Genomic DNA, 25171 nt, shown 5'->3' on the forward strand with positions numbered 1-25171 from the left:
TTTACAAGTCAGGTTTAAGTTTCTAAAAATAATCCAAAAATGAACTATACTTATTATAAGTTAAAGCTTCGAGGATCTTTACTTTATCATTATCTCCCTTTACTTTTCCAGCATCCTTCAAAAAACTGATTTTTTGAAATCCTAAAAGAACCACTGTAAGAGTATTGATATCAGTTAGGATTTCTTTATTAAAATCAATATCCTCTTCCCTTATCTCATCATATTGCTCAAATTTTATTTCATTATTTAAAAGCTCATATCTCCCTTGATTCCAAAGGGCCTTATCATCTTTAACCCATATTACGATTTTTTCCTCAAACTTTTTATTTTTAAAATATTTTTCTAAAAAAGCTTTTAAAAGTATAATTCTTCCCATAAAATATGGAATTATTTCTGTCTTTACAGATGGATTGTCAAATAAAAAATACATATTTTCATCATCTGTTGTCATTATGTCTGCTTTTTTAACCATCGAATCATGATTAGATATAAAATTAAAAAGTCCCTTTCTTGATTCTTCATCAAGGTATATATATTCAGCTATCTCCATTACATCTTCTGTGATTTTATAAAATATATATCCTCTTGGAATTTTATTTTCATCGTAATATATAGCTGGACAGTAATTTTCGTCATACTTTGTTTCAATCCACCACTGTTTAGCTCTTGTCATCATTGCATTATAGTTTTTTATATAAGCATTATAAATATCATCTATGTCTGAAAGTCTCTCAAATCCTTCAGGTCTTACAACCTCTCCCTTAATAGTCTTGTCATAAGAAAAGTCTATAGCCTCAACAGTAGTCTTCTTTAAGTTAGATATAAGCTCCCATCCATACTTTCTATAAAAGCCTATATCAAAGGGGTGAAGATAACTAACTAAATGACCCTTTTCTTTCATAAACTCTAATGACATATCCATAAGCTTATTAACTATACCTTTTCTTCGATACTCAGGGTAAGTAGCAACACCATATATTCCACCCATATCATATTTTTCGTCATTTATGATTATTTCAAATGGAATAATATGTGTCTTTGCTATCATCTTATCTTTTTCAAAAACACCTATTATATCGTGTCTAGTCATAAAATCAGCTCTTTTTTCTCTTTCTTCCCCTTTAAGTATATATTTAAAAGAGTATTCAGATAATTTTATGGCATCATCTATTTCATTATGATTTATTAATCTAAAATTAATCATCTCATCCCTCCATTTTTTTGTATCTTTTTAATAAAAGTATATTCAATTTGTTTAAAAATCTTAAAAAAATTTGCTACAGAATAATCTCCATGAAATCGTTGTCTTAAATTATTGTACCATTTTCAAATAATTTAAGTAAATGTATAGGAAAATTTATCTGAAAAAAGTATATTGACTTATTATTCTGAATATATTAAACTTACTGAAAATGAATGTTAAAAATATACGCTTAGATGGAGACAAAGATATCTTTAAAGGTTATGTACAGAGAGCCGGGGTTGGTGAGAGCCGGACTTAACTTGATATGTAATGATCACTCCTGAGCTTTTCCTTCAAAAAATCCTTTGATTCAGTAGATGGAAACGACTGCCCTCGTTAGCGGGCTAAGGTTGAATGACCTGATAAGTGATGGCAATTGCCATAAATAGGGTGGTACCGCGAATCCTTCGTCCCTATAAGTTTACCTATCTTAGGTGAGTTTATAGAGATGAAGGATTTTTTTATTTCAATCAAAAATATATGGAGGTAATGATTATGAAAAAAACAGTTAATGCTAGACTAACTTCTGGAATGGATTCTTTTTTAAGAGCTATGGGAGTAATAAGAAGAAAAGAAATATACCTTCATGGAATATCTATGTCAGACGATTTTTTGACGATTACCGTAAGGGAAGAAGATTTAGATAACGTTTTAGCTCATCTTTCTAAACTTGCTGATATTTCAGTCTCAGCATAATTGCCTTGAAATTTTATCGCTAAAGTAAAAAACTTATAATCTTTTAAAAAAATTACTATAAAAGGGGAGAATATATATGTTTTATGAAAATGATGGAAATCTAGATTTTTTTAAAAATAAGAAAGTGGCGGTTCTTGGATATGGAAGCCAAGGCCATGCCCATGCTCTTAACCTTAGAGACTCAGGAGTAGAAGTACTAGTAGGACTTGAATCTCAAAGTAAGAGTAGAGTTAGAGCAGAAAAAGAAGGATTTACTGTAAAAACAGCCAGCGAATGCGCAAAAGAGGCAGATGTACTTATGATGCTAATACCAGATGAAAAACAAAAAATGGTATTCGAAAATGATATAAGAGAAAATCTAAAAAAGGGTCAGGCCCTCGGCTTTGCCCATGGATTTAATATCAATTACTGTCAAATTACGCCCCCGGATTTTGTGGATGTATTTATGGTGGCACCAAAAGGGCCAGGTCATTTAGTAAGACGAGTCTATGAAGATGGTAAAGGTGTTCCTGCACTTTTCGCAGTTGAACAGGATTTTAGTGGGAATGCTCAGACTCTTGCCCTCTCATATGCAAAGGCTCTTGGTGCTTTAAGAGCTGGTGTTATAAAAACTACCTTTAAAGAAGAGACAGAAACAGACTTGTTTGGTGAACAGGCTGTACTTTGCGGTGGAATCACTGAGCTTATAAAGGCTGGATTTGATACTCTTGTAGAAAGCGGATATCAAAAGGAAATAGCATATTTTGAGTGTCTTCACGAAATGAAGCTTATAGTCGACCTTTTGTATGAAGGTGGCTTTGAAAATATGAGATATAGCGTTAGTGATACAGCAGAATTTGGAGATTACAAGGTGGGAAAAAGAATTGTAACCGAAAACACTCGAATGGAGATGAAAAAAGTTTTAAAGGAAGTCCAAGATGGTACTTTCGCAAAGGAGTGGATAGAAGAAAATCAAAATGGAAGACCTTTTTATTCTAAAGTCAAAGAGGAGGAGCTTAATCATCCTTTAGTTGAAACTGGAAAAAAACTAAGAAGTATGATGAGCTTTGTAGGTGAATAATTATGAAAAGCGACAATATAAAATCAGGCTATAAAAGAGCGCCCCATAGATCTCTTCTAAAATCTCTAGGGCTTGACAATGAAGACCTTAAAAAGCCATTTATTGGAGTTGTAAACTCCTTTAACGAAATCGTACCTGGTCATATCCACCTTAGAGGAATTTGTGATGAGGTAAAAAAAGGAATTCTAATGGAAGGAGGAATTCCATTTGAATTCCCTACAATTGCAGTGTGTGATGGCCTTGCTATGAATCATGAAGGAATGCATTACTCTCTCCCAAGTAGAGAGCTTATTGTAGATACTATAGAGGTTATGGTAAAGGCTCATAGCTTTGATGCTCTTGTGCTTATTCCCAATTGTGATAAATCTGTTCCAGCTATGATGATGGCGGCGGCAAGACTCAATATCCCTTCCATAATAGTAAGTGGGGGCCCTATGCTAAAAGGTAATCTTATGGGCAAATCACTTGACCTTATAAGTGCCTTTGAAGCTGTTGGTAGCTATAAAAATAATCTTTTAAGGGAAAATGAGTTTAATGAAATAGAAGAAAACTCCTGCCCTACCTGTGGTAGTTGTGCTGGTATGTTTACAGCAAATTCTATGAACTGCCTTAGTGAAGCATTAGGACTAGCTCTTGAAGGAAATGGAACTATTCCAGCAGTATATTCAAAACGAAAAACACTGGCAAAGCAATCAGGCAAGCAGATAATGAATCTTCTAAAAAATAATATACTTCCTAGAGATATCCTTACAAAAAAATCATTTGAAAATGCTCTAGCTGTGGACATGGCTCTAGGATGCTCCACAAATACAGTGCTTCATCTTACAGCAATCGCCAAAGAAGCAAAAATAAACCTGGACCTTAACCTAATTGATGATGTAAGTAAGAAAACACCCCAACTTTGTAAACTCTCTCCAGGTGGAGATTATCATATTGAAGATCTCTATTTTAGCGGTGGTATATATGCAGTTATGGAGGAGCTTGCAAAAAATGATTTAATTCATAAAGACTCTATCACTGTTGGTGGGAAATTAGGACCTTTAATAGAAGGAAAAATAAAAGATGGTATTATTCGTCCTATATCTAACCCTTACTCTAAGACTGGTGGAATTAAAGTTCTTTATGGTAATCTCGCTCCCCTTGGGTGCGTAGTAAAAAAATCTGCAGTATCAGAAGCTATGATGAAAAAAACACTAATATCTAGAGTATTCAACAGTGAAGAGGATGCATCAGAGGCTATTCTTTCTGGAAAAATAAAAATGGATGAAGCTGTAGTCATAAGATACGAAGGCCCAAAAGGTGGACCAGGGATGAGAGAGATGCTCACCCCAACATCTTCCCTTTGTGGAATGGGACTTGATGAAAGTGTTTCTCTAATTACAGACGGAAGATTTTCCGGGGGAAGCAGAGGCGCTGCTATAGGTCATGTATCCCCAGAAGCTGCACAGGGAGGACCTATTGCAATTGTAGAGGATGGAGATATTATTGAAATTGATATAGATGCTGGGCTCATAGATTTAAAGGTTTCTGATGAAGAAATCAGTTTAAGACTTTCAAAGCTTGAGCCATTAAAGAAAGATACAGCTAACTATCTAACAAGATATTCACATTTTATTTCTTCATCAAACGAAGGAGCAATATATAAATAAATATATGTAGGAAGGGAGGTAATTTTTATTAACGGAGCTGAATTTCTTTTGAAATGTTTAAAAGAAGAAGGGGTTGATACTCTATTTGGATACCCCGGTGGAGCAGTAATCCCACTTTATGATGCACTTTATGACTGTGATGATTTTTTAAATATAAGAACATGTCATGAGCAAGGGGCTGTCCATAGTGCAGATGGATATGCAAGAAGCAGCGGAAAAGTAGGAGTATGCATTGCAACCTCTGGACCAGGTGCTACAAATACAATAACAGGGATAGCCACAGCATATATGGACTCCATACCCCTTATTGTAATTACAGGACAGGTAGGTACATCTCTTTTAGGAAAAGACTCCTTTCAAGAGATTGATGTAACAGGACTTACAATGGGAATCACAAAACACAACTATCTTGTAAAAAAATCATCAGATATTGGAAAAGTAATTAGTGAAGCTTTTTTTGTAGCAAAAGACAAAAGACCTGGCCCAGTTCTTATAGACATATCAAAGGACGCATTTTTAGAAGAGATTCATGACACTACCTATGAAAAATTATATCAAACTGAGGATTTACGTCATTTTAATTATGAAGCTGAAATTGAAAGTCTAGCAACAGCAATAAAAAAATCAAAAAACCCTGTAATATACGCAGGTGGTGGAGTCTTAAAAAGCTCTGCTTCTTATAATCTTAGACTTTTTGCAAAAAAACTTAACATACCAGTTGTAAATTCTATAATGGGATTAGGTTCATTTGATAGAAACTCCCCTCTTTCTTATGGAATAGTTGGAATGCATGGAGACAGTAATGCTAATCTACTATGTTATGAAAGTGACCTCATTATAGCAATTGGAGTCAGATTTTCTGACCGTGCAATAGGAAATAGAAATGGTTTCTGTAGAAATGGTGATATAGCACATATAGACGTTGATGCTACTGAACTTAAGAAAAATATAGATAGTAAATATAATATACTTGGAGACTTTAACCTTATCCTTGAGTCTCTTATGAAAAAGCTTAAAAATCACAAGCCTTATAAAAATTTAGAGGAAAATAGTGATACAAAAGAATTTATGGGATTTCATCCTAAAAAAATACTTGAAACTATTCAAGAAAATTTGCCTCAAAATACAATTGTGGCAACCGATGTAGGTCAGCATCAGATATGGACCTCAAAATATTGGAAATTTCATAGCCCTTTGACATTCATTACATCTGGTGGCCTTGGTACCATGGGTTTTGGGATGGGAGGAGCATTAGGAGCTAAAGTAGCAAACCCAGATTCTAATGTAGTATTAATAACTGGAGACGGCTCTTTTAGAATGAATCACAACGAACTTTTGACATTGAGGCATTATAATATTCCTGTTACAGTTGTTTTATTCAACAACAGCTCACTTGGTATGGTAAGGCAGTGGCAAGGTTTATTTTGCAATAAAAAATATTCAAGTACATCAATAAATGATGCCTTAGACGTTGAAAGCCTATGCAAGGCTTACGGCGTTAATTATCATAGGGCAGATGATCTAGATTCTCTAAAAACATCTCTATCAGGTATAAATCCAATGAAAGATATAAACTTGATAGAGTGCATAATAGACAAAGACACAGGAGTATACCCTATAGTTCCTCCTGGAAAGAGTATTGATAATGTCATAGAATGCTGATTAGACTTATAATTTTATGTTCTTTATAATAAAAATACTAAAAAGCTCGATTTAAAGGAAATTGACATCCAATAAATCGAGCTTTTTTTATCTTAAAGAATTAAGACCTTGTATTCCACCTGCAATAACCTTTGAATCTATATTGTATTTTTTAAGATACGAAGAGGCTATTGTCGCTCTTTCTCCCGAGCCACAAAGAATCACTATATTCTCCTTGCCCTTTAGTTTGCCCATATTTTCATTTAGTAGCTGAAGAGGAATATGAATTCTATTTTCCACTGGATCCTCATCTAAAAGTTCTTCATCTTTACGAACATCAAGCACTGTAATATTAGTTTGTTGACAAAGCTCAAAATAATCCTTTGCACTAATCTCATCTATAGAGGCTAAAGCTTGTCCAGAATTCTCAAGCTTATCAATTGTTCCACTCCCTAAAACTCCTCCTATATTTTCAAAGCCTATTCTCCTCGTAGTTAAATATGCGAATTTGACTATATCATCAGGTAAATTGTCAGCCATAAAATATATAGTTTCTTCGGTTCCAATAAGCCAACCTAAATATGCACTTAGATTATCTACCCCGAAATATATACTATTTGGCATATGCTTACCTACAAATGCAGCATTATCCCTTATATCTATTATAGTTTTATCTTTTATATCAGATAAAGACTCTATGGTAAAAGGGTTGAGAATTATTTCATTTAAATCTTCATACCCTTTAACATTATAAATTTCCATTTTTTCAAAATAAGGAGGCTTTAACCTCATGTAACCGTGTTTTTTTATAAATTCTTCCTTTGAACTCACATTTAAAGCTTGATTTGTCAGTCTTTCATAACCAAGTGTAGAAAACTCTCTTTCTTCTATAGAACCTCCACAGGCTGAGCCTGCTCCATGGGCTGGAAATAAAAGCACATGATTTCCAAGGGGAAAAAGCTTTTCAAATATGCTATCATAAAGTTTTCCTGTCATCTCTTCAAGATTTTCTTCTCCATAGAAGTCAGTCCTTCCAATATCTCCAAAAAATAATGCATCTCCTGTAAAAAACATGTAATTTTCATCTTTTAGAGTTACTAGAAAGGCTAAATGCCCTTTGGTATGACCTGGTGTATGGATAGGTTTTATTTTTATATCCCCTATCTCAAAAATATCTTCTTCTCCTATTTTCGTTCCATATTCATATCCCAAATTTTCATATTTGGAAATATATATATCTGCATTTGTTTTTTTAGAAAGATTGAGAGAGCCTACAATATAATCTTCATTTCTATGGGTCTCAAAGATATGGGTGATCTTCATATTTGCTTTTCTCGCTTGCTCTACATAAATACTTACATCTGTCATAGGATCTATAACGACTAGACTGTCGCCATCACCTATCATATATGAATAATGGGCAAGTCCTTTTGTAAAAAACCTTTTAAAAAACATAAAATCCCCCCTCAAATTCTAGTTTCCTATTCCTTTTATATAAACTTTTGTATAATATACCCATTTTCCTTTATATTTTTTATATTCCTCCAAAGATTTTTGGAAAATACTATTCATAATCTCAGCTTCATCCTCATCTATAGGTTTTTGAGAATATGCAATTTTATTAATATATTCACCTAGGTTATATTCAGAAAGACTATAATAATAATTTATATTGTTCATTTTCCCCATAGGAGACATGTTTTTCAAGTCAGGCCTTATCTCATAAAAAAGCTCCATAGCTTCTTTATACTTTAATAGCAGACCTCTTCTTGTTTTATCCTCTTCTAAAAGTCTTAGCTTCATTTTAATATTTTTATATCTAAGTGAAGCAATCAATATTCCTGCAAATAAACCTGCTATTATAAAAATAAAAAATCGGTTTTTTGTTTTTGTATCAGGATATATATTACCTCCACCATCCTCTATATTTGCAATTAAAATATCTTCTCCCTGCTCCTCTGCCTCATATTGTATATCCATATAAACCTCATCATCTAAAACCCCTTGGTTTAGATAAAAGCTATCTTGAGATTCTTCTCCATTTGACGCTCCACCTGATGAGCTCCCTGTAGGCTCAAATGTAAGCCAACCGCTTCCAGGTACAAACGCCTCTACCCAAGCATGTGCTCTATCCTCTCTTACTACGTAAGCACCAGTTTCATCCTTTTCGCTGTTCATTCTAAATCCTTCTACATATCTGGTTGCTATCCCAAGACTTCTCCCCATTACAGCCATCGCAGATGCATAATAGGTACAATACCCTTGTTGTTCCTCAAATAGGAAATAATCTACAAAATCTCTTCCCTGCGGCAGTGTGCTAGTCTGAAGAGTATATGGATATGTGGTTTTTAGATAACTCTCTATGGCCTTTAGCTTCTGATGTACCCCATTTGCTCCTTCAGTAATTTGCTGTGCAAGCTCTATTGTTCTTTCGGTTATAGAATCTGGAAGCTCTAAATAAGGCTCTATATAGATGATTTCATCACTTGTATACTCTCTTTCCCATACAAAAGATGGTTCAAAGGTGTGAAGAGTATATGATGTCTTTTGATTACCAGAACCAGAATCCTTCTCTACCTGTATTGAGTCATCATAGATAAGCTTGCCATTAAAACCTTCAAATTCATAGGTAAAATAAGGATGAAATATGGTTCTTGTATTAATATAGGTAGGATATATCGTGACTTTACTGCTTTCATATCCTAATGTCTCAGGATTTATATCAAATCTATTATCTCTCATAAAATATCTTTGGATATCCCCTTTTTCCCAACTTTCACCTGTATATATTTCTTTAATTATACCTCTTAGGTATTTGGGACTATCTGCCTGCACATAAAAAAGCTTTTGATCAGAAAGCTCTACACTTCCTCCAAGTCTTTTTGTTGAAGGCTGGTATGGCATACTTGAAAACCTAAACTCGCTTCCACCCATAGAATCCTCTAAAGTACTTCTCATGGATTCAAGGACTGGAAATCTGTCTGTAAGCTCTCTAGATACTCCATCAAGCTCAATCACAGGTAAAGAAAATGGTATCATAAGACCATTTAATGCTATTACTCCAGCCAGAATCGGACCATAGCTTCCAAGGTGCATGTTTCCTGTTGCATCTTTAACCCTTTCATTATTTGAAGATATAAAATACATCATTATTCCAAGGGTATAAATCAATGAATTTCCATAAGCACTCTCTACATAAAGATGCCACTGAAAAATAAAGAAACTATATATTAATAAAAGTAGCTTTGTGTTTTTTCTAATTAAAAATATGCTTATAATCGAACTAGATAATATTAAGCCCAAGTATTTATTTGCATTTTCATATGCATTTGATTCAGTAATAAAGCTTCCATTTATTCTTTCTCCTAGCCAGTAAAAGTAATTATTAGTAGAATCAAAACCAAAATATAAAATAATAGAAATTAAAACCCCATAAAGCAGTATTTCCTTTTGAATAAGACTAAGTTTCGATAAAAAATTATATACAATTACCCTTCCCATTAAAAATGAGTTCCACAATATATACGGTATTGTGGATATTCCAATAAACAGTAGCCTGTTAAAAAATGGAGCCTCAATTGCAAGAGAGTCCATTAGCATAGTAAACAAACTAAAGTTCAATAAAAATAAAGCCAATATTTCATAAAATAACCCTTTTTTATAACTCAATATTATCACCTTCTATTGCTAAACACTTCAGAAACCGGTTGATTAAGCCCTATATTTATAGGCCATATACTTTCCTTTATAAGCATGCTTTCATATTTTGCTCTATTTTCATAATCTCCTACTGTGACTGGAATTATCTTGTATCCCTTTTTTTTGAGAATAAAAAATCTGCTTATCTTTTCTTTGTCTAATTCTTTAGAAAAAATAAAAATGACTTTTCTATCTAAAAAATCCTTGGATGCAATTTCCAAAACTCGACTCGAATGAAGGTCTCCATCTGGGTTAAACCCTGCTAATTCTTTTAAAAGACCTTTAAAATCATATTCATTTTTCATTTCAAGATATCTCTTTTTAGATGTAGAGTCCATATATAATAAGGGGATTTTTTTGATTAAAAAAAGCTTGGTCATTGAAGCAATAAGCTCAATAAGCTTATCTTCTCCTTTTCTTCCTTCATCATTTGAATACTCTAACTTAAAACCATCCATAAAAAAAACCGCACTTGCTCTTGAAGAGCTTTCAAATTCATTTATAAAAATTTCTGAAAACCTAGCTGTAAGCTTATGGTTTATCTTTTTGTGAGAATCTCCTACTACATATTTGCGAATCTTGTCGATATTTGTATAGTCTTCTGAAAAAGAAATCTTATTTGCCTCTGAGCCAAAGCTTTCTGAGGGAAGCAAAGCTACTTCTTTAATATCAACTACTTTAGGAAAAACAATCAATTTCTTTTGTGGATCAAAGCGTCTTTGGATTTCAAAAATTCCAAATATATCCCGTGTCTTCAGTACACACTTTCCTAAGTCATAAATACCCCTCCTTTTTACATTAACTTCTTTTTCAAAAAGATATTCATCTAAAGGGGGTATCGATACGATCTTTGGATTATTGTCTTTTTTAGTATCTAAATCATTTAACTCAATAATTTCCGCATAATTCGCAGGAATAGCCTTGCTGTGATTGAAAAATCTATGTCTCATTTTTATAGATTCTTCCGATTTTATCTCTTCTTTGTCTACATAAAACGTATATTTTATTTTAAAAGTATAGGATAAGAGTGTTGCAATAGCTAAAGCTCCAGCTACTACCCATATCCTAAAAAGCATATTTGGAATATCTCCGCCCAAAACAAGAGAAAATAGAAATGCAAAAATTCCTATCAAAAAATATTTTGAAGAAATAATTTTTATCATTATTAATCACCAACTGGCACTGGAGTAGAGTTTAATATGTCTTTGAGTATCGCTTTTCCATCTCTTCCTTGATATCTTGTTTCCGCAGTTACAAATATCCTATGGGATAAAGTATCTATATAGAGAAACTGTATATCTTCTGGAGTTACAAAATCTCTTCCTTTTATATACCCTAGAGCCTTAGTTGCACTATATAGAGCTAAAGTTGCCCTTGGGCTAGCTCCAAGCTCTATCCCAGAATGATTTCTAGTTTTTCTACAAAGCTTAACTATATAGCTTTTGATAGCTTCTGATACATACACTTTTTCAACTTCTTTTCTTGCGTTTATTATATCCTCTCCACTCAATACAGGCTTTAAACTATTATTTTCAAAATCTTCATTAAGTAGGAGAAGCTCTTCATTTTCATTGGGATAGCCTAGAGAAAGTTTCATAAAAAATCTGTCTAACTGAGATTCTGGGAGTGGAAAAGTACCTTCGTGCTCTATGGGATTTTGAGTAGCTATAACCATAAATGGGTCATTCAATTTATATGTATGATTATCCACTGTAATTTGCTGTTCCTGCATTACTTCTAAAAGACTAGATTGAGTCTTTGGAGATGTCCTATTTATTTCATCAGCTAATACTATTTGAGAGTGAAGAGGCCCTTTTTGGAAATGAAATTTCCCATCTTTAGGGTTAAAAATAGATACTCCAAGCAAATCTGCTGGAAGTAAATCTGGAGTGAACTGTATTCTACTAAAACTGACATCTATGGATCTAGCAATTGCTCTTACTAGAGTAGTTTTTCCGACTCCAGGTACATCCTCAAGAAGTATATGCCCCTTACAAAGCAGGGCTATAATAACCTTCTCTATTATCTCTCTTTTTCCTATGACTTCTTTTTCTATATTTTTAAGTAATTTGTCCATCATAATTAATCACCGCCTATATTTAATTCTCTTAAATTATATCATATATATATTTACATTTTTTGGAGAAAATGCTACTTTAATATTAATTTTCATTTACAATACTACAAGGGATTTATTTCTGAAAATTAGAACTTTAAAATTGGGTAATTAAAACTTAAAAATAGGGGTATATAACTTTTAGAAAATAATAAACATATTGAGAGGAGTTTTTTCAATGAAAACTGTTGTAGTTTACACAAGCAGTACTTGCCCACATTGCCATACTGCAAAGGATTATCTTAAAGGCAAAGGAGTAGAGTACTCTGAAAAAAATGTGAGTGAGGACCCAGAAGCAAGAAAAGAACTAATACAGAAAAAAATAATGGGAGTACCTGCCATATTTATAGATGAAGAAGTTGTGGTAGGTTTTGATAAAGAAAGAATCGACCAGCTTTTAGGTTTATAAACCAAAAGAGTCCATGCTCTGAGCATAGACTCTTTTTTAGTTTTACTGTTCTTTTAAAGCACAGCATTTTTTATATTTTTTCCCACTTCCACAGATACATGGGTCATTTCTTCCTACTTTATCGTCTTTTACTATAGTCTTACTTTTTTTATACTCTTTTGTGATTTCTGCAATTTTTTCTTCTGATAATATGCTTTCCCACTGAGGAAGATTATAAAGCCAGTCTGCCTTAGCCTCAAGCATATTGAAGTATAGCTTTTCCATATCAAGTTCAAGAGTTATCACAGTATCTTCTTTAAGCTCTTCTACCTCATATTGGTTTGTAAGGCTAGTATTAATTCCATCCATAAAACCCACAAAGGTAACCATATCTAACTCAAATTTTTCAGATAGATCCTTTACAGTTCCTGATACTACCTCATCTTTATTATCTAAAAGATATTCGTAAATTTTTTGCTCCTTTGGAAGATACTCCTTCCAAAAAGCTTCATATTCAGCCTCTGAAGCTGGTTCATAGGCATCAGTTTTCCATGATTCATAAAGTGACATCTATTATTTCATCCTTTCTTTACCAAGTTATTTTAGCCAAGGTATATCATTGCTTCTTGGCTTTTAATCATCCATTTAAATATTATATATGATATACCATAATAATGAAACAAAAAAATAAGGCTAGAGCTATTAGCCTTATTTAAAAATATCTTTTATATTGCTGGAGATGCTTTTTGAAGTGGTGCATAAAGCACGCTTACAATTAATACGGATATAAAAAGCTCTGGAAGAAGGTATCCTGCATTATAAGCCGCAGAATATACAAACGGATTCATATTCTCTGGCGCATATATTCCAAAAACTATTGCTCCAGATATAAAATGTCCTATAAATCTTAAAAATACCGCCAAGGAGGTTCCAATGATACTTCCAGTTCTTGTATTTTTAAATAATCCTGCAAGTCCTAATACTCCGAATGCAAATAAATAATCAAAAAATATGGATAGTATATGATAGCTGTATTTTGGTCCTAAAACAAACTGCAATATACCATATGCTATGGCTGCAACAAGTCCATGCTTATACCCCCATCTTAATGAAAATATTATTATGGGAACCATACTCCCCGCTGTTACAGATCCGCCGTATGGAGCTTCAAAAATTTTCACATAGCTTAATATTTGGGCAAGAGCTATCATTATCCCAGCTTCAACCATTATCCTTGTGCTCATTTTTCTTTTGTTTTCCATGAAATTTCATCCTCCAATTCCCTATAGATAAATTCTAGTTATAGCTAGAATCGAATATTATGGCATAAAAAATACTGCATATATAATGCAGTAGTAGGTTCTTTTATATATAAGAAAAATATATATGGGCAAATACACTACGCTGGCATTATCCAGAATCAGTTTTCGGGTCGAAATTTTAGTAATTTCCTCTCAGCCTAGCTCACCAAGCTCCCCCACTGCCTAACATTCAATTTTTTAAAGTATACCATAATACTAAGGATTTTGCAATAGACTCTAGTCCTACTAGTTTCCAATTATTTTAACTGCACCTACTATAGCTCCTAATATTACCATGCTCAAACTAGCAAGCTTTATAAGCTCTATTACAACCTGTTGCCATGAATCTACTGCCTGACTTCTTCCGCTAGCTTCTCCCCTTGTTTTAATTTCCCTTATATTTTGCCTTATATCCCGAATATCCTCTTGTATCATCTTTACATATGCTTTTGTCTCTGCCTGTTCTTTTTCAAGCTCTCTAAGTCTTTCATCTCTTTGTATTAAATTTGCTTCCATATCTTTATCCCCCTTTCCACTAAATTGTTTGTATTTTATTGATAAAAAGTATTTAAATATTTATATGGTGATATTAAGAAAAAAGATAGGTTTTTACTAGAAAAATCACAATTGCTTTTATCGTTATTTTTATATCAAACCCTAGTTTTCATCACGTTTTCATCTTGTGAACATTTTTACATATAAATAAAATAAAAGACTTGATTTTTCTAGTAAATACCCTTATTATTATAATATTCTAAAAATTCCATACATTGGACTAGTTTTAGAAAAAATTTAACAAAAGGAGATGATGCAATGAGTTCCAACAACGAAGTTAAGCCAAGAGACCAGTGGGGGTCAAAAATTGGATTTATACTAGCCGCATCTGGTTCTGCAGTTGGATTGGGTAATTTATGGAAATTCCCTTTCATGGCAGGACAAAACGGCGGGGGAGCATTTGTTTTAATTTATTTTGCAATCTTATTTATAGTTGGTTTTACCCTGATGCTGGCTGAGCTTACTATCGGTAGAAAGACTCAACTTAGCCCTGTAGGTGCTTACCGTTCACTAGACAAGAGATTTACATGGGTTGGAGCAATAGGTGTTTTAGCAGGATTTTTGATACTTTCATTCTATAGTGTAGTTGGTGGTTGGGTAATCAGATATATAGTAAAGGCTGTAACAGGCGCATTTACTATAGCTGATCCTGAAGTCTTAGGTGGACTGTTTGTAAGCTTTATTACAAATCCAATTGAACCTATAATATATCATCTTATATTCATGATTTTAACTCTTGGTATAGTAATAGGAGGTATCAGTGGTGGTATTGAAAAATACTCAAAAATCCTTATGCCTTCTCTATTTGTAATGATGATTCTTATAATGATAAGATCTCTTACTCTTCCAAATGCAATGGAGGGAGTTAGATTCTTACTTGTACCTGATTTTTCTAAGATTACTGGGGATGTAGTGCTTGCTGCTCTTGGACAGGTATTTTTCTCTCTAAGTCTTGGTATGGGTGCTATGATTACCTATGGTAGTTACTTAAGCAAGGATGAAGACCTAATTAGCAGTTCTGTACAGATTCCTCTTATAGATACTGCTATAGCACTAATAGCTGGTCTTGCTATACTTCCTGCAGTATTTTCTTTCGGATTTGACCCTGAGGGAGGTCCTGGACTTCTATTTATTACTCTACCTGCAGTATTCTCTCAAATGCCACTTGGTTCTGTATTTGGGGTTATATTCTTTACTCTTGTACTATTTGCAGCCCTTACTTCATCGATTTCACTTCTTGAGGTTGTTGTTTCTTACGTGGTTGATGAATGGAAATGGAATCGTAAAATGGCAAGTATTGTTCTAGGTGGAATAATATTCCTAATGGGCGTTCCTTCATCACTTGGAATGGGCTTATGGTCAGATATTAGACCAATAATGGGTAAAGATATCTTTGATTCTGTAGATTTCATTGCAAGTAATGTGTTCCTTCCTCTAGGAGGAATGATGCTTTGTATATTCATTGGATGGTTCTGGGGGATTGATAAAGCACTTGCAGAAATCACAAATAACGGAAAGCTTAATTTTGCACTTGCGGGAGCTTGGAGCTTCCTAATTAAATTTATTGCTCCTGTAGCTATACTAGTAGTATTTATCCAAGGTCTTGGAATATTTTAACTAATGAAATCTAGACATAAGAAATTTTCTTATGAATTCTAAGTACTTTGCTTAATTTAAATTAATCATTAAAAATCCTCTAAAGATTCTTTAGAGGATTTTTAACGCTCATATATATAAACTTTATCTATCACCTGTCTAAATTTAGATATGCAATCTTCTAAAAATTAGTTATAATCTTAGATGTATAAATAAAATTATATCGAGGAGGGATATTTTTGAAAAAAGGAGATTTATATTGGGCTATTGTAATAGCTCTTTTTACTGGATTTGTAGTTTTTCCAGCAACTCATGAGATATTTGTAAACCTAACTACTAATCATCCCTATATAGGTGGATTTGTAAAGTTTGCACTTCTTGCTACTATGGGTGAGCTTCTTGCGATAAGGATTTCTACAGGCGACTGGAAAATGCCAAGTGGAGTGCCTTATAGAGCATTTATTTGGGGATTTTTAGGTATTATAATAACTCTTATGTTTCAGGTATTTGCAGTGGGAGTTGGCGGTGCCTTAAAAAGCGGATATCTACCAGGAGGAGATTCCAGTTTCTTATTTGCATTTTTCGTAAGTTCAATTATGAACCTTACCTTTGCACCAACTTTTATGGCTTTTCATAGATATACTGATACATACATAGATATGTACTACGAAGGAAAAAGAAATATACGAGCTACAGACGTTGTTTCTCGTATAGACTGGAATGGATTTGTTTCATTTGTACTTATAAAGACGATTCCTTTATTTTGGATTCCAGCCCATACTATAACATTTCTTCTCCCACCCCAATACAGAGTACTTGTTGCAGCATACTTATCAGTAGCACTTGGTATTCTTCTTGCCTTAGGAAAGAGAAAAAAGAAATAAAATTTAAAAAATGCACTGTTATCAATCCTTTATATCCAAATAAAAAGGTTATTGATAACAGTGCATTTTATATTTTATAAAAGTCATAGACTTATTAACTATTATAATATAAGCTCTCTGTAGCAAACTCTGGATCAGATGTCACATCTATTCCAAGCTGTCTAAATATCTGTTCGTCGTTGAGGCTAAGCATAGCAGTAGAGTGTGCCTGACAGTTTTTAAGATACTGAAGCTTTTCCATAGCTACCTGAGCCATCGGGTTTGTAGCAGCACAAATACTAAGAGCTATTAGTATTTCTTCACAGTTTAGAGATGAGTTATGTCCTCCAAGTGTATCTGTCTTAAGGCTTCTTATAGGGTCAAGTATCACTGGAGAAATAAGATGTATTTCATCTGAGATATTTGCAAGATGCTTTACTGCATTGAGTATAGCAGCAGCCGCAGCATCCATAACTTCTGAGGTCTTGCCAGTATGAATACTTCCATCATGGAGCTGAATAGCCATAGCCGGACGTATTTCATTGTTTTCAGATAGCTCTCTTAATTTTATAGACTTTTCTCTGGAAGGTCTTACAACCTTTCTATCCTCTTCTTTTAGTCCTAATTCCTCCATTATAAGCTTGGATCTTTCAAGAGAATCAATTTCGCAATAACCTTTTTTGTATTCACATGCAGTTTTGAAGTATCTTCTTATAATCTCTTGTTTAGAAGCTTCCTTGATTACTTCATCATCTATTATTCCAAACTTTATCCTGTTTACCCCCATATCTGTAGGAGATTTAAACACTGATTCTGCTTTTGTAATCTTCTCTATTATTCTCTTTAAAAGAGGAAAGGACTCTATATCTCTGTTGTAATTTACAGCTATATCTCCATATGCGTCTACATGAAATGAGTCTATCATATTGCTATCTTTAAGGTCTACAGTAGCTGCCTCATATGCAATATTTAGAGGGTGCTTCAGTGGTACATTCCAAACCGGAAATGTTTCAAACTTAGAATACCCTGCCAGATTCCCTCTTTTGTATTCGTGATATAGCTGACTTAGGCAAGTAGCAAGTTTACCACTTCCAGGACCTGGACCTGTAACTACAACTATAGGTTTAGTTGTCTCTATATATGGGTTTTTTCCATATCCTTCATCACTCACTATAGTATCTACATCTGTAGGGTAGCCTTTTGTAGCTCTATGGGTGTATACTTTTATATCTCTTCTTTTTAACTTATTTATAAATAAATTAGTAGAAGGCTGGTCTTCATATCTAGTTATTACTACACTATTTACATCAAGTCCGCTAGCCCTAAGGTCATCAATAAGTCTTAGAGTATCAAGGTCATATGTGATTCCAAAATCTCCTCTTATCTTGTTTCTTTCTATATCTCCTGAGTAAAGACAAATCACCACTTCCACCTTGTCTTTAAGCTTTTGAAGAAGTTTTACTTTTGCATTTTCATCAAATCCAGGAAGTACTCTTTTGGCATGAAGGTCAAAAAGTAATTTACCTCCAAATTCCAAATACAGCTTATCATAATCGTTTACCCTTTCTAATATGTACTTGGATTGCTCTTCAAGATATTTTTTAGAATCAAAACCAATTTTCATATATCCACCTCATTTCATTTTTTTAATTGCTAAGCTATAACTCTTATTTTCCCACTTGAAAGATTGCTGCTTCTTATTACATTTTTTTCAAGGATATTGTTTTTTATTATAAAATCTATAAGCTCCCTGCTTATCTCCTCCCCCGGAAGTATAATTGGAACCCCTGGAGGATATGGAACTATTGTTTCAGCGCAGATAGTACCTTCACTAGCTTCAAGATTTATATCTATAGTTTCTTTAAAGTCTATTTCTCTTTGAGTCAGCTTTACAATTGGAGGAATATTATATAGCTTTATTTTTTCAGTTGCCGTGGTATCACTACCCTTAAAACCAGAAAAAATTTCCCTAAGTGCTACTTTTAGTCTCTCATACACTTCCTTTAGATCCAATGGGCTTCCAATAAGCACAATATTATTAGAGTAAGACATCTCTATCTGTATTTGGTATTTTTCTCTAAGAATATCACTAAGCTTTTCTCCATCTACTGGGGTATTTATTACTATCCTTGTAGGATCTATTCTTTCTTCATTAATATCATTTTCTTCTAAAAATCTGATTTGTTTAATATCTTTAAGACTTTCTTTTAAATCATTTACCATATTTACAAGATTTCCTATGAGGCGCTCTCCATCTTTATCCATTATGTATCTTGCCATATCCATAGATGCTAGAAAAAGATATGATGGACTTGTGGTTTGGAAAATCTTCATCCTCTCTTCAATTTTAGCTATCTGCTTATCTGATAGACTCTTAGATACATTTAGCACTGCGGTTTGAGTAAGGCTAGGCAGTGTTTTATGAAAGCTAGTTACACTCACATCTGCTCCTAATGAAATTGCTGAATATGGCAGCATTTTGCTAAATGAAAAATGAGCTCCATGGGCTTCATCCACTAAAAGAAGCATATCATTTTTTTTACATAGCTTTGAAATCTTTTCTATATCACTACAGGTCCCAAAATAGCTTGGTGAAGTTATTACAAGCCCCTTAGCATCCTTGTTTTTTTCCACAATCTTTTTTAAATCATTATAATTTATGCCTGATAAAATTTCAAAGTTATCAATTACCTTTGGATATATATATTCGGCTGTTAAATCTCCAAGCTCTAGGGCACTATATACAGATTTGTGGCAGTTTCTTTGAATTATTACCTTATCTCCCCTATTAAAAAGACCCAGCATCATTGAATATACTCCGCTTGTACTTCCATTTACAAGATAATAGCTTTTCTTTGACTTCATGGATTTTGCTAGAAGCTCCATCCCTTCTTTTATAATTCCATCAGGAGAATGAAGGTTGTCCGAGCCTTCTATTTCTGTAATATCAAAATCATATAAATTTTCCCTTATATATTCCAGTTCCTCTATTAAACCCTTGTTTTGCTTGTGCCCTGGCATATGAAATACAGCCATATTTCTTTCTTTATAGCTTTTAAGGCCACTTACTATAGGGATTTTGTCAAAATCTATCATAGAATCGGCTCCAGGTCTTCCTTTTCAAGCATTACCTTTGCTTCAACCATAAGAGCACACTCTACTCTCTTTTTCTGCATTTCACACCCTAGTTCATAAGGCTTAAGAATATCATCATTAAAGTTATATGCATTGGCGTGACAACCTCCAGAACAGTAAAATCTAGCCCAGCATTTGCTGCATTCCTCTTTGGAATAAACATGAGCATTTCTAAAAGTTTGTCTCATATCTTCAGGAAGATTAATCTCTTTTTCAAGGATATTTCCCATCTTAAACTCTTCCTGCCCTACAAACTGATGGCATGGATATATATCTCCCTCTGGAGTTACAGCAAGGTACTCAGTCCCAGCACCACATCCTGTAAGTCTTTTTATAGCACATGGCCCTTGGGCAAGGTCTACCATAAAATGAAAGAATCTAAACTCTTCATCATTAACCCTCATATCAGCGTATTTTATGGCTAAGTCTTCATATTCCTTTAATATCTTTGGAATATCTTCATCTCTAAGGGCATATGGGTTTGACTCATCTCCCACAACAGGCTCTACAGAAGTAAGATCGAATCCTAAATCTTTAAAATGAAGTACATCTTTTCCAAAATCCATATTATCTCTTGTAAATGTACCTCTTAGGTAGTAATATTTATTCTTTCTTTCCTTTACAAGCTTTTGAAATTTTGGAACTATAATATCATAGCTACCCTTGTCATTAAGTGTAGGTCTCATATCATCATTGATATCTTTTCTTCCGTCAAGGCTAAGAACAACGTTATGCATATGTTCATTTATGTAAGCTATCTTTTCATCATCAAGTAAGACTCCATTTGTAGTTATTGTAAATCTAAAGTTCTTTCCCTTTTGAGGAGCTATCTCATTTCCATAGGAAACAAGCTGTTTTACAACCTCAAAATTCATAAGAGGCTCCCCTCCAAAGAAGTCAACTTCAAGATTTCTTCTGCTGCCTGAGTTTGCAACAAGATAATCAAGTGCTTTTTTTCCAACCTCAAGACTCATATGGGATTTTTGTCCTCCAAAATCTCCTTGAGAAGCAAAGCAATATTTGCACTTTAGGTTACAATCATGAGCTATATGAAGACACATAGCCTTAACCACAGGTTCTCTGTTTTTGAACCCTTCAATATCAAGATAATTGTCCTGTGAATATAAAAGTCCATTCTCTTCAAGTTCTAAAATCTCTTTGTAGGCTTCTTCTATTTCATCTGATGAAAAATTAGTCAGATTTTCTTTAATAAAATCTATGTCCTTTTCTTTATAGAAATCAAGTACTTCATATGTAACCTTATCGACAACATGAACTGCCCCAGAGTTGACATCAAGGACTATATTAAGGCCGTTCATAGCAAATTTATGTATCAAAATTTTTCCTCCTAAATTATATCTCCATAGCTTTAAATGAAACTTAGCAATTAGAAAAGGGAAAGAAAGTTTCGCACTTTCATTTCCCCTCTAGTCCAGCTCTTTTTCGAAATATTATTTTTCTCTTTCGCACTCTTGATTAGCTACTGTACAAGAAGTCTTGCAAGCAGATTGACAAGAAGTTTGGCATTCTCCGCATCCGCCTTTTTCAGCGCTTTTTTTAAGCGTGCTTCCAGAAAGAGTTTTTATATGCTTTTTCATGGTATCCCTCCATCAAAATTTATGTATTCAACTATAGTATTATATCATAGTTGAAGTATTTCCAGAAGATAGGTTTTTATAAAAGATATTTAAAAATGTTTTCCATTTTCATAGTAATCATTTTCATTTAGATTGGTAAAGAATATGTCCGTATTATCGTACCCTTCACTCTTTAATGCATCATCTATAGATTTTGCTACTTTATCCTTGACCTCTTGTCCTCTATCAAACCATTTCACCTCAATAAAAGGATAGCCCGGCACTTCTCTTTCATCAAATATATTTAAGGACTCTATATACTCAAGAGTAAAATAATCCCTTGGACACTCTACTATAGCCTCTAAATCATCTACAAGTTTTGTACTTATCTTTTTTATATCCTCTATTTCTACCCCTCTAAATATTAGCTGTGGCATTATATCATCTCCTTATCATATTTTTCATATCAATATTATACTCCTCATATCCATGTTTTTCTACAATAGAAAAGCTCTTCCATGTGATATTCTAATAATCACCAAAAGAAAGAGCTTTAAATCAACTTATTAACTTTATTATCTCTTTTTTAGTAGGTTTATTATAGTCAAGAGGACTATAGCTCCAATCACAGCCACAAATAAACTGTAAATATTAAACCCAGTAACTCCGCTACCACCTGTTAGTCCAAATATGAATCCACCTATTGAAGCTCCAACTATTCCCACTACAATATTAGCGAGAGCTCCCATCTGTGCATCATTTCCTGTAAATTTGCTTGCTATCCAGCCAGCAAGTGCTCCAAAAATAATCCAAGTAATTATTCCCATAATAGCCTCCTTTAAGCTTTATTTTAGACATTAGAAAATATCTAAGATTTTCAAGAATTAAAACTTATAATATTATTCTAATACATATATACCTTTTTTTATGAAGCTTAAACTTGAATCAGATGGGGTTTCAAAGCCTACTGGATACTTAGTTATGCATAGGATAAAATATATTTTTTTAATTTAAATATTCTTAATCGCAACAGCTCTTACAGGAGAGCCATCTGCCTCTTTTGTCTTGAGAGGAAGAACGCTAAGTACAAATTCATTATCTCCCACTTCACCTAGATTAGTGAGGTTTTCAATGATTAAAAGACCTTTATTCATCAATATATGATGCACATCAAATGATGGATTTTCCATATAATCAATAGATATTGCATCTATTCCAATCCCTTTAAGATCCATTTCACATAGCCATTTTGCACTATCAATAGTTAATGCTGGGAATCCGCCAAAATATTCTTCATGTCCCCAGAATTTACTATGACCTGTATTTAGAATTACAAATTCAGAGTTTTTTATTTTAGATTCATAGGGCTTTAATATATCAATATCAATTTTTGACAAACCTTTTACGTCTATTATAATAGCTCTACCTACAAAATTAGACACATCCATATCATCTAAATTTTTCCCCTCTTTTAACATATGAGATGGTGCATCTATATGAGTTCCGGTATGTGAATACATATTCATTATATGCTCAGCAAATCCATCAGCTTCTATTGTATTAGCCCTCTTAAAAATTGGTTTTTCAGTTCCTGGAAATACAGGCATTTCTTCATGTAATTCATGGGATAAATCTATAATATTCATCTTTTCCCCCTTGTTATACTAAAAGTATTAGAAGTTTTTATAAAAACTTATTATAATATCTCAGCTCAAATAAACTTCATTAATAATTATAACCTAAGGGAATCTATCTAAAACATATCATTAGCATTTTTATAAACTGCTTTTATATCTTGATCATTTAAAAAAGTATTTACAATAGCTGCTATTATAAATATTCCAACCATACTTGCTGCAAGTCTTGTCATCGCAAATCTTATACCAAGTGAGTTTATTTCAAAAAGTACCATTGGTATCTTCGTAGTTGACCATGCTCCAATAAAAAGAACTATATTTGAAAATTTTACCCCTTTTTTCATAAAAACTCCAGCTACTGGAAAAGCACCATAAAGAGGTCCTGCGGCTGCAGATCCAAGAAATATTGCAAGTATCTTACCTTTTAGCCCAGAATCCTCCCCCAAGTATTTGACCATAGTTTCTTTTGGAACCCAAATATCAAGAAGTCCTAGTAAAATAAAGACAGGTGGAATTATCAAAATCATTTCTTTAAAACTAAATAAAGTCACATCAACGGCCTTCATCCCAATTTCTACTTTTATAAGAAACAATACTCCCATAACTATAAGAGTGCCTATAAACAATCTATATCTTTTTAATTGAAGTAAACTTCCTCTAATATTTTTATTCATTATCTCCCTACCACCTTTCCAATAAGAAGGGCCACTGCAAAAGAAAATACAAAGGCAGCAATATTCCTAATTATAGTTGCTTTTTTACCAAAATACTGAATTTCTACAGGTGTAGTCACAAGCCCCACCATCATAAGTGAAGATACAAATCCCCCTATTTGCATATATCCTGCCCCATTATCTAAGAGCATTGCTGCTGTTGGAAAAGCAATAAACCCTGGGATTAAAGTAATAGCTCCAACTGAAGTAGCCAAAATAACTCCAAGCCAACCTGAAGAGCTTCCTATAAGACTGCTTATCATTTGGGGATTAAGTATCCCAAGCATTATTCCCACCAATGTTATTATTCCAAGCATCTGAGGAAGAATATTATCAAATGCTTTCCAAGCTTTTTTTAGAGCCATTTTTGTTTTTTTCTTGTCTTTGGTAAATGATAAAATCATCAATATAAAAGTTAGTGAATATAATATTACGTTTTGCATTTTAATCCTCCCATATAAATAGTTTAATAATCAGAAATAATTATATCACAATATCTAGATATGTAAATATATCATTATTGATAGACTCTGGGTATTTATTATTTGTATAATGAAGACTAAGGATATTAAGGCATTTATTAAGTATTTACTGGGAGGTATTTCATTTGGAAAATCAAAATAATAATTCAAATTTTGAGATTGCAATTTTTGCTGGTGGTTGCTTTTGGTGCATGGTTTCTCCTTTTCATGTGCTTGATGGAATAATAGAAGTAAAATCAGGATATATTGGCGGAAATTTAGATAATCCTACTTATGAAGATGTTAAAGCTCAGACTTCTGGCCACTATGAAGCAGTAAAAATAGTATATAATCCTTCTTTAATTACCTATGAAAAGCTTTTAAAGGCATTTTGGGTACAGATAGACCCTACAGATGATAACGGACAATTTCACGATAGAGGCCCATCCTATAGAAGTGCTATATTTTATACTACAGATGAACAAAAAGCTCTGGCAGAAAAATCAAAGAAAGAGCTTGCTGATTCAAAAAGATTTGAAGATGATATAGTGACTGAAATATTGCCTGCATCTACGTTTTATGATGCTGAAGAATACCATCAAGACTTTTATAAAAAAAGTCCTGTCAAATATAAGGAAGACAGAAAGATATCAGGAAGAGATGAATTTATAAAAAAATACTGGGGAGAAGAATACTGGAATATATTTGACTAAAAAATCTATTTAGTGAGTTAAAGAGAGTGATTATCCATTATAATTGGATAACCACTCTCTTTTTAAATACAAGCTATAGAATTTTTTTATTTTTATTATAAGTAATATCAATCATAAAAAGAAATTTA

Annotated in this window: 25 protein-coding genes and 1 other annotated feature; of the genes, 8 read left to right on the plus strand and 17 right to left on the minus strand. The window is 33.1% G+C overall.

What is annotated here, in order from left to right:
* Positions 1–22: 22 nt before the first annotated feature.
* Positions 23–1204 carry a GNAT family N-acetyltransferase gene (locus tag J2Z35_RS06475; RefSeq protein WP_209660569.1) on the minus strand — a complete coding sequence of 394 codons (1182 nt, stop codon included), beginning with the start codon at positions 1202–1204 and terminating at the stop codon, positions 23–25.
* Between the two features lie 221 nt (positions 1205–1425).
* Positions 1426–1661, plus strand: a binding site (T-box leader).
* A gap of 77 nt (positions 1662–1738) precedes the next feature.
* On the opposite strand from J2Z35_RS06475, the gene J2Z35_RS06480 reads away from it, so the two are divergent.
* The 4 genes from J2Z35_RS06480 (at position 1739) to ilvB (ending at position 6310) form a co-directional block, all read left to right on the plus strand.
* Positions 1739–1939: an ACT domain-containing protein gene (locus J2Z35_RS06480; protein WP_209660570.1), complete on the plus strand. Its 201-nt coding sequence runs from the start codon at positions 1739–1741 to the stop codon at positions 1937–1939.
* A gap of 76 nt (positions 1940–2015) precedes the next feature.
* Positions 2016–2999, plus strand: coding sequence for a ketol-acid reductoisomerase (ilvC, locus tag J2Z35_RS06485; protein WP_209660571.1), 984 nt, complete (start codon positions 2016–2018; stop codon positions 2997–2999).
* 2 nt (positions 3000–3001) lie between these two features.
* Positions 3002–4648, plus strand: coding sequence for a dihydroxy-acid dehydratase (ilvD, locus tag J2Z35_RS06490; RefSeq protein ID WP_209660572.1), 1647 nt, complete (start codon positions 3002–3004; stop codon positions 4646–4648).
* Positions 4649–4675: 27 nt separating this feature from the next.
* The gene (gene ilvB / locus J2Z35_RS06495; RefSeq protein WP_209660630.1) at positions 4676–6310 is read left to right on the plus strand and encodes a biosynthetic-type acetolactate synthase large subunit; all 1635 of its coding nucleotides are present in this window, start codon (positions 4676–4678) and stop codon (positions 6308–6310) included.
* Between the two features lie 87 nt (positions 6311–6397).
* On the opposite strand, the gene J2Z35_RS06500 is transcribed toward ilvB, so the two are convergent.
* From J2Z35_RS06500 to J2Z35_RS06515, 4 genes are read right to left on the minus strand one after another with little or no spacing between them, the layout of a single operon-like run.
* The gene (locus J2Z35_RS06500; RefSeq protein WP_209660573.1) at positions 6398–7744 is read right to left on the minus strand and encodes an MBL fold metallo-hydrolase; all 1347 of its coding nucleotides are present in this window, start codon (positions 7742–7744) and stop codon (positions 6398–6400) included.
* Between the two features lie 18 nt (positions 7745–7762).
* Positions 7763–9958, minus strand: a complete 2196-nt coding sequence (locus tag J2Z35_RS06505; protein WP_209660574.1) for a transglutaminase-like domain-containing protein — start codon at positions 9956–9958, stop codon at positions 7763–7765.
* Between the two features lie 5 nt (positions 9959–9963).
* The gene (locus J2Z35_RS06510; RefSeq protein ID WP_209660575.1) at positions 9964–11151 is read right to left on the minus strand and encodes a DUF58 domain-containing protein; all 1188 of its coding nucleotides are present in this window, start codon (positions 11149–11151) and stop codon (positions 9964–9966) included.
* Positions 11152–11153: 2 nt separating this feature from the next.
* Positions 11154–12068, minus strand: coding sequence for an AAA family ATPase (locus J2Z35_RS06515; RefSeq protein WP_209660576.1), 915 nt, complete (start codon positions 12066–12068; stop codon positions 11154–11156).
* Between the two features lie 214 nt (positions 12069–12282).
* On the opposite strand from J2Z35_RS06515, the gene J2Z35_RS06520 reads away from it, so the two are divergent.
* Positions 12283–12513 carry a glutaredoxin family protein gene (locus J2Z35_RS06520; protein ID WP_209660577.1) on the plus strand — a complete coding sequence of 77 codons (231 nt, stop codon included), beginning with the start codon at positions 12283–12285 and terminating at the stop codon, positions 12511–12513.
* Positions 12514–12555: 42 nt separating this feature from the next.
* Here the strand turns inward: J2Z35_RS06520 and J2Z35_RS06525 are convergent, their stop codons facing one another.
* The 3 genes from J2Z35_RS06525 to J2Z35_RS06535 form a co-directional block, all read right to left on the minus strand.
* The gene (locus J2Z35_RS06525; RefSeq protein WP_209660578.1) at positions 12556–13062 is read right to left on the minus strand and encodes an SEC-C metal-binding domain-containing protein; all 507 of its coding nucleotides are present in this window, start codon (positions 13060–13062) and stop codon (positions 12556–12558) included.
* Between the two features lie 155 nt (positions 13063–13217).
* Complete coding sequence (gene thiT / locus J2Z35_RS06530) at positions 13218–13754, minus strand: energy-coupled thiamine transporter ThiT (RefSeq protein ID WP_209660579.1); 537 nt, start codon at positions 13752–13754, stop codon at positions 13218–13220.
* Positions 13755–14039: 285 nt separating this feature from the next.
* Positions 14040–14309: a hypothetical protein gene (locus J2Z35_RS06535; protein ID WP_209660580.1), complete on the minus strand. Its 270-nt coding sequence runs from the start codon at positions 14307–14309 to the stop codon at positions 14040–14042.
* Positions 14310–14606: 297 nt separating this feature from the next.
* Between J2Z35_RS06535 and J2Z35_RS06540 the strand changes: the two genes are divergently transcribed.
* Both J2Z35_RS06540 and J2Z35_RS06545 read left to right on the plus strand, forming a co-directional pair.
* Positions 14607–15965, plus strand: coding sequence for a sodium-dependent transporter (locus J2Z35_RS06540; RefSeq protein ID WP_209660581.1), 1359 nt, complete (start codon positions 14607–14609; stop codon positions 15963–15965).
* A gap of 218 nt (positions 15966–16183) precedes the next feature.
* Positions 16184–16828 carry a hypothetical protein gene (locus J2Z35_RS06545; RefSeq protein ID WP_209660582.1) on the plus strand — a complete coding sequence of 215 codons (645 nt, stop codon included), beginning with the start codon at positions 16184–16186 and terminating at the stop codon, positions 16826–16828.
* Between the two features lie 94 nt (positions 16829–16922).
* On the opposite strand, the gene J2Z35_RS06550 is transcribed toward J2Z35_RS06545, so the two are convergent.
* The 9 genes from J2Z35_RS06550 to J2Z35_RS06590 form a co-directional block, all read right to left on the minus strand.
* Positions 16923–18431 (minus strand): DUF1846 domain-containing protein, encoded by a 1509-nt coding sequence (locus tag J2Z35_RS06550; RefSeq protein WP_209660583.1) that lies wholly within the window; start codon positions 18429–18431, stop codon positions 16923–16925.
* 29 nt (positions 18432–18460) lie between these two features.
* Positions 18461–19903, minus strand: a complete 1443-nt coding sequence (locus J2Z35_RS06555) for an aminotransferase class I/II-fold pyridoxal phosphate-dependent enzyme (RefSeq protein ID WP_209660584.1) — start codon at positions 19901–19903, stop codon at positions 18461–18463.
* Positions 19900–21279, minus strand: coding sequence for a thioether cross-link-forming SCIFF peptide maturase (gene scfB, locus J2Z35_RS06560; protein WP_281063626.1), 1380 nt, complete (start codon positions 21277–21279; stop codon positions 19900–19902). The genes J2Z35_RS06555 and scfB overlap by 4 nt, the downstream gene beginning before the upstream one ends.
* A 114-nt stretch (positions 21280–21393) precedes the next feature.
* The gene (scfA, locus tag J2Z35_RS06565) at positions 21394–21540 is read right to left on the minus strand and encodes a six-cysteine ranthipeptide SCIFF (RefSeq protein ID WP_209660585.1); all 147 of its coding nucleotides are present in this window, start codon (positions 21538–21540) and stop codon (positions 21394–21396) included.
* An 89-nt stretch (positions 21541–21629) separates the two neighbouring features.
* Positions 21630–21956, minus strand: coding sequence for a DUF1904 family protein (locus tag J2Z35_RS06570; protein ID WP_209660586.1), 327 nt, complete (start codon positions 21954–21956; stop codon positions 21630–21632).
* 138 nt (positions 21957–22094) lie between these two features.
* The gene (locus J2Z35_RS06575) at positions 22095–22346 is read right to left on the minus strand and encodes a GlsB/YeaQ/YmgE family stress response membrane protein (protein ID WP_209660587.1); all 252 of its coding nucleotides are present in this window, start codon (positions 22344–22346) and stop codon (positions 22095–22097) included.
* A gap of 183 nt (positions 22347–22529) precedes the next feature.
* Entirely contained in the window at positions 22530–23165 is a 636-nt protein-coding gene (locus J2Z35_RS06580; RefSeq protein WP_209660588.1) for a cyclase family protein, read from the minus strand.
* Between the two features lie 107 nt (positions 23166–23272).
* Positions 23273–23830 carry a permease gene (locus tag J2Z35_RS06585; protein WP_209660589.1) on the minus strand — a complete coding sequence of 186 codons (558 nt, stop codon included), beginning with the start codon at positions 23828–23830 and terminating at the stop codon, positions 23273–23275.
* On the minus strand, positions 23830–24312 hold the full coding sequence (locus J2Z35_RS06590) for a permease (protein WP_209660590.1): 483 nt from the start codon (positions 24310–24312) through the stop codon (positions 23830–23832). Before J2Z35_RS06590 ends, J2Z35_RS06585 begins: the two co-directional genes overlap by 1 nt.
* Positions 24313–24476: 164 nt before the next feature.
* Here J2Z35_RS06590 and msrA point away from each other — a divergent pair, with 164 nt between their 5' ends.
* A complete protein-coding gene (msrA, locus tag J2Z35_RS06595; RefSeq protein WP_245330791.1) occupies positions 24477–25043 on the plus strand; it encodes a peptide-methionine (S)-S-oxide reductase MsrA in 567 nt (188 codons plus the stop codon).
* The last annotated feature ends 128 nt before the right edge of the window (positions 25044–25171 follow it).

It is taken from the genome of Acetoanaerobium pronyense, assembly GCF_017874355.1.
GTDB classification, from domain to species: domain Bacteria; phylum Bacillota; class Clostridia; order Peptostreptococcales; family Filifactoraceae; genus Acetoanaerobium; species Acetoanaerobium pronyense.

What these genes read in the sequence shown, in the direction of transcription:
- J2Z35_RS06475 (WP_209660569.1), bottom strand. Translation starts at nt 1,204, where the DNA reads ATGATTAATTTTAGATTAATAAATCATAATGAAATAGATGATGCCATA.
- J2Z35_RS06480 (WP_209660570.1), top strand. Translation starts at nt 1,739, where the DNA reads ATGAAAAAAACAGTTAATGCTAGACTAACTTCTGGAATGGATTCTTTT.
- ilvC (WP_209660571.1), top strand. Translation starts at nt 2,016, where the DNA reads ATGTTTTATGAAAATGATGGAAATCTAGATTTTTTTAAAAATAAGAAA.
- ilvD (WP_209660572.1), top strand. Translation starts at nt 3,002, where the DNA reads ATGAAAAGCGACAATATAAAATCAGGCTATAAAAGAGCGCCCCATAGA.
- J2Z35_RS06500 (WP_209660573.1), bottom strand. Translation starts at nt 7,744, where the DNA reads ATGTTTTTTAAAAGGTTTTTTACAAAAGGACTTGCCCATTATTCATAT.
- J2Z35_RS06510 (WP_209660575.1), bottom strand. Translation starts at nt 11,151, where the DNA reads ATGATAAAAATTATTTCTTCAAAATATTTTTTGATAGGAATTTTTGCA.
- J2Z35_RS06515 (WP_209660576.1), bottom strand. Translation starts at nt 12,068, where the DNA reads ATGATGGACAAATTACTTAAAAATATAGAAAAAGAAGTCATAGGAAAA.
- J2Z35_RS06520 (WP_209660577.1), top strand. Translation starts at nt 12,283, where the DNA reads ATGAAAACTGTTGTAGTTTACACAAGCAGTACTTGCCCACATTGCCAT.
- J2Z35_RS06525 (WP_209660578.1), bottom strand. Translation starts at nt 13,062, where the DNA reads ATGTCACTTTATGAATCATGGAAAACTGATGCCTATGAACCAGCTTCA.
- thiT (WP_209660579.1), bottom strand. Translation starts at nt 13,754, where the DNA reads ATGGAAAACAAAAGAAAAATGAGCACAAGGATAATGGTTGAAGCTGGG.
- J2Z35_RS06535 (WP_209660580.1), bottom strand. Translation starts at nt 14,309, where the DNA reads ATGGAAGCAAATTTAATACAAAGAGATGAAAGACTTAGAGAGCTTGAA.
- J2Z35_RS06540 (WP_209660581.1), top strand. Translation starts at nt 14,607, where the DNA reads ATGAGTTCCAACAACGAAGTTAAGCCAAGAGACCAGTGGGGGTCAAAA.
- J2Z35_RS06550 (WP_209660583.1), bottom strand. Translation starts at nt 18,431, where the DNA reads ATGAAAATTGGTTTTGATTCTAAAAAATATCTTGAAGAGCAATCCAAG.
- J2Z35_RS06555 (WP_209660584.1), bottom strand. Translation starts at nt 19,903, where the DNA reads ATGATAGATTTTGACAAAATCCCTATAGTAAGTGGCCTTAAAAGCTAT.
- scfA (WP_209660585.1), bottom strand. Translation starts at nt 21,540, where the DNA reads ATGAAAAAGCATATAAAAACTCTTTCTGGAAGCACGCTTAAAAAAAGC.
- J2Z35_RS06570 (WP_209660586.1), bottom strand. Translation starts at nt 21,956, where the DNA reads ATGCCACAGCTAATATTTAGAGGGGTAGAAATAGAGGATATAAAAAAG.
- J2Z35_RS06575 (WP_209660587.1), bottom strand. Translation starts at nt 22,346, where the DNA reads ATGGGAATAATTACTTGGATTATTTTTGGAGCACTTGCTGGCTGGATA.
- J2Z35_RS06580 (WP_209660588.1), bottom strand. Translation starts at nt 23,165, where the DNA reads ATGAATATTATAGATTTATCCCATGAATTACATGAAGAAATGCCTGTA.
- J2Z35_RS06585 (WP_209660589.1), bottom strand. Translation starts at nt 23,830, where the DNA reads ATGAATAAAAATATTAGAGGAAGTTTACTTCAATTAAAAAGATATAGA.
- J2Z35_RS06590 (WP_209660590.1), bottom strand. Translation starts at nt 24,312, where the DNA reads ATGCAAAACGTAATATTATATTCACTAACTTTTATATTGATGATTTTA.